Annotated in this window: 16 protein-coding genes; 6 read left to right on the top strand and 10 right to left on the bottom strand. The window is 67.2% G+C overall.

Annotated features, from left to right (window positions below; genetic code table 11):
- Positions 1–44: 44 nt before the first annotated feature.
- The 4 genes from D3D02_RS04295 to D3D02_RS04280 form a co-directional block, all read right to left on the bottom strand.
- Positions 45–467 carry an ester cyclase gene (locus D3D02_RS04295; protein ID WP_121568739.1) on the bottom strand — a complete coding sequence of 141 codons (423 nt, stop codon included), beginning with the start codon at positions 465–467 and terminating at the stop codon, positions 45–47.
- A gap of 274 nt (positions 468–741) precedes the next feature.
- Positions 742–1,131 carry a ferredoxin Fer gene (gene fer, locus D3D02_RS04290; RefSeq protein ID WP_121568738.1) on the bottom strand — a complete coding sequence of 130 codons (390 nt, stop codon included), beginning with the start codon at positions 1,129–1,131 and terminating at the stop codon, positions 742–744.
- Between the two features lie 138 nt (positions 1,132–1,269).
- A complete protein-coding gene (locus D3D02_RS04285) occupies positions 1,270–2,427 on the bottom strand; it encodes an inorganic phosphate transporter (protein WP_121568824.1) in 1,158 nt (385 codons plus the stop codon).
- A gap of 109 nt (positions 2,428–2,536) precedes the next feature.
- Positions 2,537–3,838 (bottom strand): O-acetylhomoserine aminocarboxypropyltransferase/cysteine synthase family protein, encoded by a 1,302-nt coding sequence (locus D3D02_RS04280; RefSeq protein ID WP_121568737.1) that lies wholly within the window; start codon positions 3,836–3,838, stop codon positions 2,537–2,539.
- 259 nt (positions 3,839–4,097) lie between these two features.
- On the opposite strand from D3D02_RS04280, the gene D3D02_RS04275 reads away from it, so the two are divergent.
- Positions 4,098–4,676 carry a carboxymuconolactone decarboxylase family protein gene (locus tag D3D02_RS04275; protein ID WP_158599316.1) on the top strand — a complete coding sequence of 193 codons (579 nt, stop codon included), beginning with the start codon at positions 4,098–4,100 and terminating at the stop codon, positions 4,674–4,676.
- Between the two features lie 28 nt (positions 4,677–4,704).
- Here the strand turns inward: D3D02_RS04275 and D3D02_RS04270 are convergent, their stop codons facing one another.
- The 3 genes from D3D02_RS04270 to D3D02_RS04260 form a co-directional block, all read right to left on the bottom strand.
- Positions 4,705–5,076, bottom strand: coding sequence for a hypothetical protein (locus D3D02_RS04270; protein ID WP_121568735.1), 372 nt, complete (start codon positions 5,074–5,076; stop codon positions 4,705–4,707).
- Positions 5,077–5,154: 78 nt separating this feature from the next.
- Positions 5,155–6,360: a homoserine O-acetyltransferase gene (gene metX, locus D3D02_RS04265; RefSeq protein WP_121568734.1), complete on the bottom strand. Its 1,206-nt coding sequence runs from the start codon at positions 6,358–6,360 to the stop codon at positions 5,155–5,157.
- The gene (locus tag D3D02_RS04260; protein WP_121568733.1) at positions 6,357–7,694 is read right to left on the bottom strand and encodes an O-acetylhomoserine aminocarboxypropyltransferase/cysteine synthase family protein; all 1,338 of its coding nucleotides are present in this window, start codon (positions 7,692–7,694) and stop codon (positions 6,357–6,359) included. Before D3D02_RS04260 ends, metX begins: the two co-directional genes overlap by 4 nt.
- 121 nt (positions 7,695–7,815) lie before the next feature.
- Here D3D02_RS04260 and ligA point away from each other — a divergent pair, with 121 nt between their 5' ends.
- Complete coding sequence (gene ligA, locus D3D02_RS04255; RefSeq protein WP_121568732.1) at positions 7,816–9,948, top strand: NAD-dependent DNA ligase LigA; 2,133 nt, start codon at positions 7,816–7,818, stop codon at positions 9,946–9,948.
- A gap of 34 nt (positions 9,949–9,982) precedes the next feature.
- On the opposite strand, the gene D3D02_RS04250 is transcribed toward ligA, so the two are convergent.
- From D3D02_RS04250 to D3D02_RS04240, 3 genes are all read right to left on the bottom strand, one after another.
- A complete protein-coding gene (locus D3D02_RS04250) occupies positions 9,983–10,900 on the bottom strand; it encodes an ABC transporter permease (RefSeq protein WP_121568731.1) in 918 nt (305 codons plus the stop codon).
- A complete protein-coding gene (locus D3D02_RS04245) occupies positions 10,897–11,889 on the bottom strand; it encodes an ABC transporter ATP-binding protein (RefSeq protein WP_121568730.1) in 993 nt (330 codons plus the stop codon). The genes D3D02_RS04250 and D3D02_RS04245 overlap by 4 nt, the downstream gene beginning before the upstream one ends.
- 108 nt (positions 11,890–11,997) lie before the next feature.
- Complete coding sequence (locus D3D02_RS04240) at positions 11,998–12,288, bottom strand: hypothetical protein (RefSeq protein ID WP_121568729.1); 291 nt, start codon at positions 12,286–12,288, stop codon at positions 11,998–12,000.
- Between the two features lie 98 nt (positions 12,289–12,386).
- Between D3D02_RS04240 and D3D02_RS04235 the strand changes: the two genes are divergently transcribed.
- The 4 genes from D3D02_RS04235 to D3D02_RS04220 all read left to right on the top strand — a co-directional run bounded on the left by D3D02_RS04235 (position 12,387) and on the right by D3D02_RS04220 (position 16,579).
- A complete protein-coding gene (locus tag D3D02_RS04235; RefSeq protein ID WP_121568728.1) occupies positions 12,387–12,782 on the top strand; it encodes a hypothetical protein in 396 nt (131 codons plus the stop codon).
- Between the two features lie 70 nt (positions 12,783–12,852).
- The gene (locus D3D02_RS04230; protein WP_121568727.1) at positions 12,853–14,586 is read left to right on the top strand and encodes an excinuclease ABC subunit C; all 1,734 of its coding nucleotides are present in this window, start codon (positions 12,853–12,855) and stop codon (positions 14,584–14,586) included.
- A 262-nt stretch (positions 14,587–14,848) separates the two neighbouring features.
- Complete coding sequence (locus D3D02_RS04225) at positions 14,849–15,247, top strand: CBS domain-containing protein (protein WP_121568726.1); 399 nt, start codon at positions 14,849–14,851, stop codon at positions 15,245–15,247.
- Between the two features lie 63 nt (positions 15,248–15,310).
- Positions 15,311–16,579 (top strand): hypothetical protein, encoded by a 1,269-nt coding sequence (locus tag D3D02_RS04220; protein WP_121568725.1) that lies wholly within the window; start codon positions 15,311–15,313, stop codon positions 16,577–16,579.
- Positions 16,580–16,585: the final 6 nt, after the last annotated feature.

Here is a 16,585-nt window from a genome sequence, read left to right as displayed (position 1 = left end):
GTGACAACTACGACGCTCGCTGGCTCGTCGTCTTCTATCCAAGCTTACTCGCCGGGCGACTCGACGACGCCCAGCTGTTGGAGGAAGCTGAGGTTGTCGGGCAGCACCCACCATTCAGCGACCTTTCCGTCCTCCAACCGGAGGAACGCCATCGTCTGATGCTCGAACTCGTTGCCGGTCGGTTCGATCCCCATCAACTCCCCGTCGTGGACGCCGCGCTCTGTCAACCTTGCAGCGACGGTATCTCCCTCCGCGATCATATCCTCGACGGTCACCGTGTAGTCCGAAAACGCATCGAGCGTCTCCGCCAAGCTCTCTTTGATCTCTTCGTGGCCACGGAAATCACGCATCGGGCTGTGTTCCACCGCGTCCGCCGCATACAGCTCCTCGACTGCGTCGAGGTTTCTCTGCTCCAGTACGTCCCGCAGGATCCGATGGGCGATTTCTTTGTTTTCCTCACTCGACATCGGCGTCCCCTGTATGCTGGAGCCACGACTATTGTTAGCGAGTGCTGTATCGAACTATGACCGACGTAAACGAGAGAAAGGCCCGCTTATTTTCCGATCGGTCAGATCCGGGAGGGCGATCGATCTGCAGTGGCGATCGAGGACGGTTCTTCCCGGCGTTGGTCGTCTGCGCTGCCGACGAGGTCGCGGGCGCAAAAAGCGCGAATGTTGGGATTTCGGTTCTCGGTGGGACCGAGAACGGGTGTTAGAGGAACCGTTCGTCGTACAGCCTTCGTTAGATGACGCGGTTCTGGAGGTAGTCGAGGTGCTTCGCGTTGTAGACGATCTTGACCTCGTCGGCCGCCGGCGAGCCGATACAGGTCAGGCGGACGTTCTTTTCGGAGACTTCCTCGTCGGAGAGGATCTGCTGCATATCCATATCGATCTCGCCCTCCTTGAGGATGGACGCGCAGTTCGCGCAGGCACCCGCGCGGCACGAGAAGGGCCAGTCGTAGCCCTGCGCCTCGGCGGCTTCGAGGATGTATTCGCCCTGGTTGACTTCGAGAGAGCCGTAGTCTTCGCTGTCCAGACCCGCGTCAGCGGCCTTCTCGAAGAGGTCGTCGTCGTCCATGTCCCAGCCCTGGTCGTCCAGCACTTCGTAGTTGAGGTATTCTACGGTAGGCATCAGCAAGCGGTTTGTATGCCACCCCATTAGACTTTGCTGTTCGATTCGTCGATTACGGGCGATTGTTCGGGACGTGTCACCGCTGTGTGCGGTGACAGTGGGTGTCACTCCCCCGGAGGTGCGGCCGACCGCGACGACTTACAGCGGGACGGCCGCGAAGAGCGCGTACGACGCCGCGGCCGAGAGACTCGGCGTGAGGAGCCAAAAGAATATCACGCGACCGGTCGTCCCCGGGTCGAACAGATCGGTGCCGCCGAGATCGCGTGCGGACTCTTCGCCCACTGGCGGGACCTCGTCGCTCGTTTCGGTCGTCAGCGCATCGACGGACATCTCCGGCGCGGTGCCCCCGAGCGCTTCGCCGAGGGTCACCGTCCGCGTGGCGCGCCCCCAGCCGAGGCCGACGATGCACATCGTCGCCGAGACGGCGAGACTCGCGGGGATCCCGAGATACGACAGCATCGCGATCAGCGACGCCGACACCGTCTCGACGACGAGCGCGGCCAGGATCGGCAGTTCCGTGAGGTCGTTGCCGACGGTGTCGAGCGTCCGCCGTGCGATGGTGAACGCGCCGAGACCGATCGCGCCGGCCGCGAGGAAGATGCCCTGATTGATCGACACCGCGCCGTTGCCGACGAGCGGGGCGACGGCGTTGGCGGCGTTCGACGCGCCCGCCGAGTAGGCCATATAACAGGCGATGACGACGACGAGGCCGACGCTGCCGAGTTCTCGGGGCGTCGTGTTCGGCCCGAGTCGGGGCCGCGGAAACGCGTTCTCGCGGTCGAGGACGACGATCGGGCCGGGAGAACGGTCGAGTTTCAGTTTCGCGTCGAGGTATGGGTAGACGTACCGGCCGATGACCGCACAGATCCAGAAGGCGATCACCGGGGCGACGATCCACCACGAAATGATTTCGAGCATCACGGCTTCGTTCAGCGTCCCGGAGGCGACGCCGAGGCCGGCGATCGCGCCGACCGCCGTCATCGACGTCGACGCGGGGACGCCGAACGTGTTCGAGATGAGGAGCGCCAGGCCGACGAAAAAGAGGACGGCGACGCTGGCGGCGAGCGTGAACTCGCTCTGGGGGACGATGCGCCCGCCCATCGTCTCGATGACTTCGCGCCCGGCGGTCCACGCGCCGAGGAGCGCGAAGCCGGTCATCAGTATCGCCGCGCCCAGTTTCGACACGAGGTCGCTCCCGACGGCGGGGCCGAACGCGACGCCCGTCGAGGAGCCGCCGATGTTGAATCCGACGAAGACAGCGACGAAGAGACCGACGGCGAGGAGTGTTTCGACCACGACGCGTGATTCGCAGTACCGGCGGAAAAACGTCACCATCGACGCCGAGAACGCCCGGCGCGCCGGAGTACGATCGGTCAGGCCGCTCGACTGCGTCCGGGCACGACGCTCAGTTCGTCGCGGCGTCGATCGCCTGTTCGAGGTCGGCGATGATGTCGTCGACGTCCTCGATGCCGACCGAGAGGCGAACCATATCGGGCGTCACGCCCGCGGCGTTCTGTTCTTCTTCGGTGAGTTGTTGGTGCGTCGTCGAGGCGGGGTGGATCACGAGCGTCTTCGCGTCGCCGACGTTCGCGACCAGGGAGGCGAGGTCGACGTTGTCGACAGTGTCGCGGGCGGCCTCGTAGCCCGCTTCGAGGCCGAACGTGATCATCCCGCCGTAGCCGCCCTCTAAGTACTCGGAGGCCTCCTCGTGCGTCTCGTGGCTCTCCAATCCGGGGTAGTTGATCCACGAGATGGCGTCGTGCCCTTCTAAGAACTCCGCGACGGCCATCGCGTTCTCGCAGTGTCGCTCCATCCGCATCGGCAGCGACTCCAGCTTTTCGAGGGTGTTCCACGCGTCGAACGGCGACTGGGCGTTCCCGAGATCGCGCAGGCCGCGGGCGATGGCCGCGTACGTGAACGCGGCGTCGCCGAAGCGCTCGGCGAAGTTGACGCCGTGGTAGGCGGGGTTCGACGCGCCGATCTCGGGGTACTTCTCGGCGTGCTCGCTCCAGGGGAACGAGCCGCCGTCGACCAGAATCCCACCGATCGTCGTCCCTGCGCCGGTGAGCCACTTGGTCGTGGAGTTCCACACGAGGTCTGCGCCGTGTTCGATCGGGCGGCAGAGATACGGCGTCGCGAAGGTGTTGTCGACGAACAGCGGCACGTCGTGCTCGTGAGCGATGTCGGCGATGCGTTCGATGTCGGGCGTGACGAGCGCGGGGTTGCCGATCGTCTCTAAGTGGACGTACGCCGTGTCCTCGTCGATTGCCTCCTCGTACGCCTCGTAATCGAGCGTGTCGACGAACTTCGTCGTGATCCCGCGGCGCTCGACGGTGTGCGTGAAGTAGGTGTAGGTGCCGCCGTACAGCGACGCCGCCGTGACGATGTTGTCGCCGGCGCTGGCGAGCAGGAAGGTCGCAAGGTCGAGCGCGGCCATCCCGGATGCCGTCGCTGCCGCACCGACGCCGCCTTCGAGCGAGGCGAGGCGCTCCTGCAACATTCCGACCGTCGGGTTCATCAACCGGCTGTAAATGAAGCCCTCCTTCTCTAAGGCGAACTGGCCGGCAGCGTCTTCGGCGTCCTCGAAGACGTAGGAACTCGTCTGATAGATCGGTGGCGCGCGTGAGCCAGTCGTCGGGTCGGGTTCCTGTCCCGCGTGGAGGCTCCGCGTCCCGAATCCGAGTGGTGTGTCGTCGTCGTCAGCCATAGCGCACCCTTCTCGGAGCGGGGGCCTAACGGACGTGGCGCGTGCAATTTCCGCCGGTATCTGCGACGAGCGCGTCTGTCGCGCGGATTCATTTCGTCAGCTAATCGACTGACGATTGTGTGATATGGACCATTCTGGATAGCGCCCCGTCGCCGGCCAAGTTACGGAACAACGTCACCCTCGTGATCCGTCCCGTCACCCTATGGACGTCTGCGATCATCGAAACGGTATTGTAACGGTGCAGAATATGAGGTTAGAGATGACAGACGAGACCGAAGATACGCCGGGGAGATTTACGAAAAAGCGATTCACGCCGCGTTCTCTCCTGACTGGTACTGCAAAGTTCGTGCACAACCTCCCGGATCTGGTGCGCGCAAAACGAGCAGACAGAGTCAGCGACCAGTTCGCAGAGAAGATTATGCTCGCGGTCACCGCCGTCAACGAGTGCCAGTACTGCACTCGCTACCACACCGACCTCGCCCAGGAGACTGGCGTCGACCAGGCCACCATCGACCGAATCCTCGAAAACGACGTCGACGGGGCTGTAAACGACGAGGAACGGACCGCGCTCCTGTTCGCACAGGCGTACGCCGAGGCCGACGAGGATCCGAGTCCGGACGCCGTCGCCGAGTTACGCGAGACCTACGGACCCGAGACGGCCGCCGACGTGCTGGCGTTCGTTCGCGCGATCTACTTCGGCAATCTGCTCGGAAACTCCTACGACGCGCTCAAGTTCGGCGTCCGACGACGGACGCGTCGCGCTCGCCGCTGTCTCCGCCGCGGGGCCGAGAGCGCACAGCGTGCGGTCGAGCGCCTGCGAGAGCGCTGTCCGGTCTGAATCGCAGGGGCACCCGCTCCGGCTGGCCTCACGCCGCTGCGCCACTTCCGACCGACGACCCCGCGAGCAGGAGTACCAGCGCCACGAGGCCGACGCCGAGCACGCTCTGCGTCGAATTCGTCCCGACGGCGAGTAGGGCGACGGCAGCGACGAGGACGATTCCGCCGACGCTGACCGCGAGCGCACGGCCGCGATCGACGAGCACAGCGAGTCCGGCGAGGAGGAAGGCGACGCCGGCGGCTCCCCCGGCGACGACGACGTTCAGGATCGCGCCGCGAGCGAGCAGCGCGATGCCGGGCGCGCCCGCGGTTGGCACGAAGAAGCCGCCCAGGACGAGGACGCCGCCGACAACGGCGACGAGGAGGCCAGCGAGTCGTGCGAGGAGATCTGCCGGAGACATACCGTCGGACACAGCGCGCAGCGAAAAGTGCGTTCGGGTTCAGCGGGACCGTTCTTGACTCACTGGGGCGGCGCGGGCTCACCGACTAAACAGCGACGCGTGAACGGGCGCGAAGTCGCCGCCGGTGTTGGGTTCGGCTTCGACGGTGTCGTGGACGGAGCGCCCGTTGACGCCCTCCGCGAGGAAATCGCGGAGCGGCGGTCCGACCTTCTCGGGTTCGACGAGGAACGCGTCGTGGCCGTGGTCGGAGTCGATGACGTGGTGAGACACCGGCACGCCCGTCTCGCGGAACGCCTCGGCGACGGTCTCCGATTGCTCGGTGGTGAAGTGCCAATCGCCCGTGAACGAGAGCAACAGCGCCTCGCCCTCGAAGGCGGCGAGCGCGCGCGAGTCGTTCTCGTAGCCCTCCGAGAGGTCGTAGTCGTCCATCGCCCGCGTGAGATACAGATAGGAGTTGGCGTCGAAGCGGTCGACGAACTTCTCGGCCTGGTAGTCGAGGTAGGACTCCACGTCGCGGTAGGGGAAGAACGCCGCGGCGGGATCGGCGGGGAAGGAGTCCCGGCGCGCGTCGCGGCCGGCGGCGCGCCGCCCGAACTTCTGCTCCATCGACGACTTCGAGAGGTACATCACGTGGCCGATCTGACGGGCGAGCGCGAGCCCGTCGGTCGGCTGTTCGTCGTTTCCGTAGTAGTCGCCGCCGTTCCAGTGCGGATCGGTCGTGATCGCCCGGCGGGCGATGGCGTCGAGCGCGAGACACTGGGCGTCGAGGCGTGCCGCCGCGGCGACGGAAACGACGTACCGGGCGTCGTCGGGGTAGCGCTTCGCCCAGTCGAGGGCGTTCATCCCGCCGACGCTCCCGCCGACGACCGCGTGCAGGCGGCCGACGCCGAGCTCGTCGAGCAATAGGCGCTGCGAGCGCGTCCAGTCGCCGATCGTGACCGGCGGGAAGTCGGTGCCGTACACCTCGCCCTCGGGATCGGTCGACGCGGGGCCGGAGGTGCCGTAGCACGACCCGGGGATGTTCGCGGAGACGACGTAGTACTCGTTGGTGTCGATCGCTTTGCCGGGGCCGACGATGTCGTTCCACCACGCGCGGGCCTGGCCCGCGGTCTCGGAGCCGTAGCCGGCGACGTTCTGGCTGCCGGTGAGGGCGTGACAGACGAGCACCGCGTTGTCGCCGTCGAACTCGCCGTAGGTCTCGTAGGCGACTTCGAGGTTCTCGATCTCGTCGCCGGAGGCGAAGTCGAACCGCCCGAGGTCGACGGTTCCGCTGTCTGTTTTCATCGTGTTTCCTCCCCCTCGGAGTCCGAGGCCGAAACGCCTTGCGTTGCGGCGCGGATCGCCCGGTCCAGGTCGGCGATGACGTCGGCGGCGTCTTCGATGCCGACCGAGAGGCGGACCATCTCGGGGCTGAGCCCCGCGGCCTTCTGTTCCTCCTCGCTCAACTGCGCGTGCGTCGTCGAGGCCGGGTGGATCACGAGCGTCTTCGCGTCGCCGATGTTCGCGAGGAACGACGCGAGGTCGGCCTCCTCGCAGGTTCGCTTGGCCGCCTCGAAGCCGGCTTCGAGGCCGAAGGTGACCATTCCGCCGTACTCGAACTCGCCGTCGCCGTTCTCTGCGGACCCCAGATACCGGGTCGCGTTCTCGTGGGTCGGGTGGTCCTCGAACCCCGGATACGACACCCACGCGACGTCCTCGTGCTCCCGGAGGAAGGTCGCGACCTCGCGGGCGTTCTCGCAGTGGCGGGCCATCCGAAGCGGGAGCGTCTCCAGCCCCTGGATCGTCTGCCAGGCGTCGAACGGCGACTGCTGATTTCCGAGCGTGCGGAGCGCGCGCTGGCGGGTCGCGTTGGCGAACGCGGCCTCGCCGTAGCGCTCGACGAAGTCGATGCCGAACGCCGGGTTGGTGCCAGAGAGTTCGTCGTAGTCGGCGTGTTCCCACGGGAAAGTGCCGCCGTCGACGAGGACGCCGCCGACGGTCGTTCCGGAGCCGTGGAGCCACTTCGTCGTCGACTCCCAGACGATGTCGGCGCCGTGTTCGAGCGGCCGGCAGAGGTACGGCGTCGCGAAGGTGTTGTCGACGACGAGCGGCGCGGCCGCCTCGTGGGCAATGTCTGCGAGGCGCTCGAAGTCGGGCGTCTTCAGCGAGGGGTTCGCGATGGTCTCGACGTGGACGAACGCGGTGTCCTCGTCGATCCGGTCTGCGAAGGCGTCGTAGTCGAGGGTGTCCACGACCCGGATGTCGACGCCGCGGCGCGTCGCCATCTTCGTCAGGTAGGTCGCCGTCCCGCCGTACATATCCGCGCTCGCGACGACGTTGTCGCCGGCGTTGGCGAGCATACTGGTGATCGAATCGAGCGCAGCCATTCCCGAGGCGGTCGCGACCGCGGCGACGCCGCCTTCGAGGGCCGCGAGTCGCTCTTCGAGGATCCGCGTCGTCGGATTCGAGATCCGCGAGTAGACGTCGCCGTCGGCCGAAAGCGCGTAGAGGTCGGCGGCGTGGTCGGCGTCCTCGAAGGCGTAGGAGGTCGTCTGATAGAGCGGCGGTGCGCGAGCGCCCGTCGCCTCGTCCGGCTCCTGACCGGCGTGTAGACTCCGGGTGTGGAACCCATCGACCATACTATGTGTAGTATGCATATTCCTACACAAACTTATAACCAGCGGTTACGTGACACGGGTCCCAGTTGTGGGAGCGGTGCGACGAAGCACCTAACTCGGGGCCGTCCGATCCGTCGATACGATGAGCGACGAGGCGTCGTCGGAGGAGGCCAGCGGGGACAGTGCGGGAGAGGCGTTCGAGCCGGCGTACGCCGATCCGGAAAACCCGTACCTTCGCGATCCGGACACGGACTTCGCGCCGGCCGAGCAACTGACCCGCGAGGAGGCGCAGGCGGAGGCAGCGTTGCTGCGGGAGGCGATCCGCGAGCACGACCACCGCTACTACGTCGAGGCCGACCCACTCATCTCCGATCGCGCGTACGACGAGCTGTTCGCCCGGTTGCAGCGCCTCGAAGCCGAGTTCGACCTCGAACGCGGGACCAGTCCGACCCGCCGCGTCGGCGGCGAACCGCTCGACGAACTCGAAACCGTCGCGCACGCCGCGCCGATGCTCTCGATCGAGCAGTCGACGGCGGCCGAGGAGGTCCGCGAGTTCGATCGCCGCGTCCGCGACGCCGTCGGCGACGTCGACTACGCCTGTGAACCCAAGTTCGACGGCCTCTCGGTCGAAGTCGTCTACGAGGACGGCGAGTACGTCCGCGCGGCGACGCGGGGCGACGGTCGGCACGGCGACGACGTCACCCGACAGGTGCGGACGATCCGGTCGATCCCGCTCGAACTCGGCGGCGACGTGCCGGAGTTCCTCGCCGTTCGCGGCGAGGTGTTTATGCCGCGAGACGCGTTCCGCGAGCACAACCGCGAGCGCGTCGAGCGCGGCGACGACCCGTTCGCGAACCCCCGGAACGCCGCCGCCGGGACGCTCCGGCAACTCGACCCCGCGGTCGTCGCCGACCGGCCGCTCGATTGCTTCTTCTACGACGTGTTGGACGCCAGCGAGGTTCCGGACAGCCAGCGGGAGACGTTCGACGCCCTCCGCGAGTGGGGCTTCCACGTGAACGACCGCGTCGAGGCCGTCCCCTCGATCGACGAGGCGATCGACTACCGCGACGCCCTGCTCGACGCCCGCGAGGACCTGAACTACGAGATCGACGGCACCGTGATCAAAGTCGACGACCGCGAGGCCCGCGAGACGCTGGGGGCGACGAGCCGAGCCGTCCGGTGGGCCTTCGCCTACAAATTCCCGCCGCGCGCGGAGGTGACACACGTCACCGACATCGTCGTCCAGGTGGGCCGCACCGGTCGGCTCACGCCCGTCGCTCTCTTGGACCCGGTCGACGTCGGCGGCGTCACCGTCTCGCGAGCATCACTCCACAACCCCGACGAGATCGAACGCCTCGGCGTCGACGTCGGCGACGAGGTGCGCGTCCGCCGCGCGGGCGACGTCATCCCGGAAGTCGCGGAGGTGACCGAAAAGCGCGCTGCGGGAACCTACGACTTCCCCGAAACGTGCCCGGTCTGCGACAGCCCCGTCGAGCGCGACGGCCCGCTGGCGTTCTGTACCGGCGGTCTCACCTGCGACGCCCAGCTCGTGCGGACGATCGTCCACTACGGGAGCCGACAGGCGCTCGACATCGACGGCCTCGGCGAGGAGCGCGTCGAACAGCTCGTCGATACGGGCGTGCTGTCGACGCTACCGGACCTCTATCGGCTTTCCGTCGGCGATGTCGCCGATCTGGAGGGCTGGGGCGAGACGAGCGCGCAGAACCTCGTCGACGCCGTCGCGGCGACGACGTCGCCGCCGCTCTCGGACTTCCTCGTCGCGCTCGGGATCCCCGAAGTCGGCGAGAGCACGGCGCGAAACCTCGCCGCGACGTTCGGCGACCTCGACGCCGTGATGGACGCCTCCGAGGCGGATCTGCGAGCAGTCGACGACGTCGGTCCGACCGTCGCAGCGCGCATCCACGACTTCTTCGCGAACGAGCAGAACCGCGCGGTCGTCACGGGACTGCGCGAACTGGGCGTCGAGCCCGAATCCGTCGCGTCGACAGGTGGCGACGAACTCGACGGGCTGACGTTCGTGTTCACGGGCTCGCTCTCGGTGACGCGCGCGGACGCCCAAGAGGTCGTCGAGCGTCACGGCGGCACGGCCACCGGGAGCGTCTCCGGGAATACGGATTACCTCGTCGTCGGCGAGAACCCGGGCCAGACGAAGCGCGACGACGCCGCGGACAACGAGGTGCCGACGCTCGGCGAAGACGAGTTCGCGGCGCTCCTCGAAGAGCACGGGATCGAGTATCCGCCGGAAACTGAGTGACCGACCGATCTGGATCGACGTGACCGAGCAGCGGTCAGAGGTCCTCGCGCTCGAACGCCCAGTAGCCGACGGCAGCCGGCACAGCGATCCACGCGAGCAAGAGCAAAAAGAGGAACCAGTCTGTGAAGTAGAACGGCATCGACTCCTGCAGGGTCGATCCGAGGACCGCTCGCTCCCCGAACGTGGTGCTGAGGAGCCGCGCTCGCGCCGGCTCGTAGTACAGCCCGGCCGCGAGCGTCTCGTAGGCCTTCAGCGGGTTCACGTACTTCAGGAACACGCCGAGCTGGACGCGGGTGAGCGCTCCGACGCTCATCCCGACCTGCTCTCCGGCGTAGTTCAGGAGCTTCGGGATACCCTCCGCGATCGATCCCCAGAGGACCGCGAAGACGAAGTACAGCCCCATCGTCGCGAGCGTCGCCTCGCGGTTCGAGTCCGCGAGCGCGGAGAGACTCAGTCCGATCGAGACGAAAGCGACGCCGAGAATCGCCGTGAGCGCGACCTGCGGCACGAACGCGCCGAGCTGCAGTCGCGTCCCGGTCGCAACGAGGGCTACGAACGTCGCGAGGAACCCGACGAGCAGCGCGGCCACGACGACCGTCGACCGGCCGAGGAGCTTCCCGACGACGACGTCGAGACGCGAGTTCGGCAGCGACAGCAGGAGCTTGATCGATCCTGTCTCGCGTTCCTCGGTGATCGATCCGTACGACGTCGAGAGCGCGATGAAGCCGAGCACGAGCGCGAGTAGCGCCGGGAACGAGAAGCTGAACACGCCGAGGTTCGCGAAGAACCCGAAGAGGTTCGACACCTGTCGGTTCGCCGGCGGCAGCAGGACGCCGAAGAACAGTGCGCTGGCTCCGCCGAGGAACAGCGCGAAAAACAGCGTCGAGCCGTGGAGCCACCGCGAACGGATCGCGTCGCGGAACTCCTTGCGGGCGACGGCCTGCCAGCTCATTGTCGCACCTCCACGTCGTCGGCGGTCGACTCGGGCGATCCACTGTCAGCCGTCTCGATGGCGTCGGCCTCGGCAACGCCTCCGCCCTCGGTGTACGCGAGGAACAGGTCTTCGAGGGACGCCTCCTCGGTCGTGAAGTCGGTGACGGCGACGCCGCGGTCTTCCAGTTCCGTGACGACTCGGGTCTTTGCGTCGCTGTCGCAGGCGACCCGGAGTGCACCGTCGCCGTCGCGGTCGACGCTCTGGACCCCGTCGAGGTTGCCGACGGCGGCGAGGGTCTCGTCGCCGACCGGGTCGCCGACGGAGACAGAGAGCGTGGCGTCGGCGTCGGTTGCCTCTCGGAGGCCGTCGATGGAGTCGACGGCGACGAGTTCGCCGTCGCGGAGGATTCCGACCCGGTCGCAGACGGCCTCGACCTGTTCGAGGATGTGACTGGAGAAGAAGACGGTCGTGCCTCGTTCGGCCTCCTCGAGTACGATCTCGCGCATCTCCTTCGCGCCAGCCGGGTCGAGCCCCGAGGACGGCTCGTCGAGGACCAGGAGGTCGGGGTCGCCGACGAGCGCCATCGCGAGCGCGAGGCGCTGGCGCATCCCCTTCGAGTACCCACCGGCCTGTCTGTCCGCAGCGTCGGCGAGCCCGACGCGCTCTAATACGGCGTCGGGGTCGTCGTCGACCTCCTTGGAGTCGATCGCGAATTCGACGTGGGCACGGCCGGTCAGCCGATCGTAGACGTCGAATCCCTCCGGGAGGACGCCGGTTCGCTCGCGGACGGCGACGCTCTCCGCGCGGGCGTCGTGACCGAGTACGGTCACAGCCCCCGCGGTGGGGCGGACGAAATCGAGGAGGACGTTGATCGTCGTCGACTTCCCCGCGCCGTTCGGGCCGAGAAAGCCGAACACCTCCCCCTCCTCGACAGTCAACGAGAGGTCCGAGACGGCGGTGACGTCCTCGAACCGCTTTGTCACCCCGTCGAGTTCGATGGCGGCCATAGGCGAGGGTTGTCAGGTCCGTGCATAAAGCGTTTGGTGGCAGAATCAGCTCTGAGATTCGTTCAGGACGAGGCTCGCCGCGTCTGCGTCGCGTTCTCCTCGGATGAACTACACTTCGTCGTCGGGCTCGTACTGTTCACGCATCCGTTCGACTTCCGCAGCGTAGCGCTCTCGGACTTCGTCGTCGACCGGTTCGAGGTCGTCACGGTCGACGTCCACGGCGGCCGTCGTCCCGACCCCGCGCTGTCGCATAATCGTCGTCGACACCTGCTTTCGACGGAGCTGTGACCCGTCGGGCGTCGCGTACACCATATCGACGAGTCCGCGGTCGGTGTACGTCCGTTCGACGAGCCAGCAGCGAACCGTGTCGTCGTCGGTGGAATCGTCGCCGTCGTCCATACTCCGAGGATCGGCGAGGAGCGGTTTGTAGCTACCGTCTCGGTGGCTCGACGGCTGCGCGGTCAACTTTCTTACTGTCGTTCGGCGTATCTCCCACTATGCCCTCCACACGACCCGCCGCCGTTTATCGGTGGCTCACCGCACAGCGACAGCTCACGATATTCACCGCCATCGCGCTCGCGCTCCCCACGGCCTACGCGTTCCAGTCGCGCGTCGGAACGGATACAGGCGGCTTCCTGCTCCTGTTGCTCCTCGGTGTCGGCGTGCCGACGGCGTACGACGAGTACTGGCCGCCCTACGATCGGGCGTGGCAGGCGATCCTCTGGACCGTCCTCGTGGGAGCGGTGGCAGCAGCAGAGTTCACGGCGTTCTATCTCATCGGCACGGACGTCCTGGGGCTCGCTCCTCGTTCGAGCACCGCCGGCGCGTTCCTCCTCACGGGTCTCCAGAATCTCGCGTTCCTCACTGTCCGCCGCCGAGCGGCGCAATCGTAACTCCCCTCGGTCACATCGCCACCCGCGGATCACGTCACTCTCAAGCCCGTTCGCCCGCTACACCGACTCGATGGAGCGCAGCGAACTTCGCGACCGCGCCGCGGAGTTACCGACCGACCCCGGCGTCTATCAGTTTCTCGACGGCGAGGACGTCCTCTACGTCGGCAAGGCCGTCGACGTCCGAGATCGCGTCCGCTCGTACGCCGATCCGCGCGGCGAGCGCATCCGGCAGATGGTCGAGCGCGCTCGGTCTATCGACGTCGCCGTCACCGACACCGAGACGCAGGCGCTGCTTCTCGAAGCGAATCTGATAAAGCGGCATCAGCCGCGGTACAACGTCCGGTTGAAGGACGACAAGTCCTATCCATTGGTCCAGCTCACCGACCATCCAATCTCACGGATCGAGGTCACGAGAGATCCCGACCCCGGTGCGACCGTTTTCGGCCCGTTCACCGACAAAGGCCGAGTCGAGACCGTGGTGAAAGCGCTCAGAGAGACTTACGGCCTCCGTGGCTGCTCGGATCACAAGTACGCGAACCGCGACCGCCCGTGTCTGGACTACGAGATGGGCCTGTGTAGCGCGCCCTGTACCGACGAGATCGACGCCGACGCCTACCGGGAGGACGCCGCGTCGGTGGTCCGCTTCTTCGAGGGCGAGACCGGCGTCCTCGCCGATCCACTCCGGCGTGCGATGGAACACGCGGCGGAGGCCGAACAGTTCGAGCGCGCGGCGAACCTCCGCGACCGACTCGATGCGGTCGAATCGTTCCACGGCGCGGGCGAGGAGGCCGTCTCAGCGCAGTCCGACGAACGAGCGGTCGACGTTCTCGGCGTGTCGGTCGAAGGCGACACCGCAACCGTCGCACGACTCCACAGCGAACGCGGCCAGCTAGTCGACCGCTCGCGGCACCGCCTCGACGCGCCCGAGGGCGGCGAGCGGGCCGCCGCCGTCCTCACGGCGTTCCTCACGCAGTACTACGCCGAGCGCGATTTCCCAGATGCGATCCTCTGCTCGGAGCGTCCGGACGACGGCGACGTGACGGCGTGGCTCAACGCCGAGGGCGTCGACGTCCGCGTGCCTGGCGCGGGACGCGAGGCGAAGCTCGTCGACCTCGCGCTCAAGAACGCCCGGAGCGGGCCGGACCGCGGCGACGAACTCGGGGCACTCGCGAACGCGCTTGGGCTGTCGACCGTCGACCGGATCGAGGCGTTCGACGTGAGCCACGCCGGCGGGAAAGCCGTCGTCGGCAGCGACGTCTGTTTCGTCGACGGCTCCGCCGAGAAGTCTGACTACCGGCGGAAGCGACTCCCCGACGGCAACGACGACTACGCGAGTATGCGCGCACTCGTCCGCTGGCGGGCCGACCGGGCGGTCGAGGGACGAGACGATCGACCCGATCCCGACCTCCTGTTGATCGACGGCGGCGACGGCCAACTCGGGGCCGCGCAGGCCGCACTCTCCGAGACCGGCTGGGACGTGCCAGTCGTCGCGCTCGCGAAGGAAGACGAACTCGTCGTCACCCCTGATCGGGTTTACGACTGGGCGGACGACGACCCCGCGTTGCACGTCCTCCAGCGCGTCCGCGACGAGGCGCACCGCTTCGCGGTCCAGTACCACCAGACGCTCCGCGACGACGTCCGGACGGTGCTCGAAGACGTCCCGGGCGTCGGCGCCGAGACGCGGCGGGCGCTCCTCAGGCGGTTCGGGAGCGTCGAGAACGTCCGGGCGGCGTCGACTGCGGATCTGATCGACGTCCCGGGCGTCGGCGAGAAGACGGCGCAGTCGATACGCGAACGGCTGTGACGCGCCTGTGAGGTCCTGCGACCGCACGAATATGGCCTGCTGGGGCGAACAGTCGGCACACGTCCCTGCTCCCGCGCCGACGTGCCGAGCGATCGCTGCCCGGCGCGGGACCTCGGTCAGGTCACGCCGGGGCTGGCCCTGGCATCGGATATAAACGCTCGGTCGGAGACCGATCGCGCCTCCGCTCTGCAATGCAGTTCGCAGTGTAGTTTGGTACCACTAGGCAGAATCCTTAATAGTCCTTCCTGCACCAGGTCGAGGTATGGACGACATCTTCGTCGCACGGGTAATGTCCTCACCAGTACACACCGTCTCGCCGGACACGCTCGTCGAGGAGGCCGCACAGAAGATGCTGGACGCAGAGATCGGCTCCGTCGTCGTCGTCGACGACGGCCAACTCGTCGGGATCTTGACCAACACCGACTTCGTGAAGATCGTCGCCGAGCGGAAGCCGAAGGACCAGACGCCCGTCTCCGCGTACATGTCCGACGCCGACGTCACGACGACGGCGCAGGTCCCGATCGCCGACGTCGCCGACTCGATGATCGAACACGGCATCCACCACGTGCCCGTCGTCGACGCCGACGACGCGGTCATCGGGATGGTCACGACGACCGACCTGGCGTCGTACATCTCGCATCTCGAAGCCGCGAAGGCGTAGCCGGACCGAACGACTGTCGCGCCGACGAAAAGACGTATTAGCGTCACTTTCGAAGCGCGTGGCGTGACTGGTCCCTCCCTCTCACGCCGTTCCCTCCTCCGCGGTGGCGCCGCCGCGGGCCTCGCCGCGCTCGCTGGCTGCGGCGCCGTGGCCGCCGCGGGGCCGTGGGCCGTCCCCGTGCCCGACGGGGGCTCTCACCAGGACGTCGCCGTCGTGCGCCCGCCACACCGGGATCTCGCGATCGAGCACCTCCGCGACCTCCTCGAGCGTGCCGAACCGATCGTCGAACGCGCGCGCTCGGCTGGCGTCTTCGAGGGCGAACGGTTTCTCGGCTACGAAGGCAGCGTCGCGTCCGCGCGAGCGTTCGTCGACGGCTCGCACGCGGCCTCGTTCGATACGATCAGTGAAGCCCGGTACCACGTCCGGTACGTCGCCGAGACGTTCGGCGTTGCCGCCGCCGGTCTCGACGACGTGTCTATCGGGCCGTCCGGTGCGGCACAGACTGGCCCGGCCGCGGGCATCGATGACCTTCGCGGGACGCTCAGTTACGAGAGCGACGCGCCCGCGGAGACGATGGTCTGGATCGACCTCGTGGAGTCGTGGCTCCACGCGGCGATGATCGCCGGCAAGAACGCCGAAGTCGACCGCGAAGAACTCGCAGAGAAGCCCGAACGCGTCCGCAAGAAGGCGCTGGCTCGGGCCGTCCGAAACCACGAGCGGTCCGTCCGGTTTCTGAGCGACGCCCGCCAGTTCTATCGGACGTTCCGCGCTCGGCAGTCCGCTCCCGCGCCGATCGGACTCACAGCGGCCCGCGAGACGTACCGCGAGCGTGCGCAGGCGTCGTCGCACGACAACGAGTGGTACCACGAGCGCCACACCGACGAGGAGACGCCGCGCGACACCGCGTGGAATCGACTCTTGACGCTCCATCCGGGTGAAAACAGCCTCGACGACGCCGAGTGGGCGCGTCGAGACGGGCTCTCCGGGTTCGAAACGGTCCAACTCGCGGAAGCGGCCGTCGAATTCCAGGGCTTTTCGACCGGTCGTGACGCCGTCGAGCAGCTGCACGGTCGCCAGTCGGTTCCGAAGCGACTGCTGCTCGACGCGAAACGGCGGGCCGTCGACGGCGCGTATCGCATTGCCGCCGCAGGCGACGCCTTCGAGAAGTGGCTCCTCCGTCGGGCGGCGATGTATCTCTCGAAGGGCGACGACTTCCTCACCGACGGCGAGATCCTCGACAACTATCCGCGAGCGCACGCGCTGGCCTGCTACGGGGTTGCGGTCGGCGTCGTGGACGCGATTCCGTCGGTCGCGAGCGTCGTGACGGACTGAGGCGCG

Source organism: Halobellus sp. Atlit-38R (assembly GCF_003665925.1).
Classification (GTDB): Archaea; Halobacteriota; Halobacteria; order Halobacteriales; family Haloferacaceae; genus Haloquadratum; species Haloquadratum inordinatus.
This window is presented reverse-complemented; position numbering and strand designations above follow the sequence as displayed.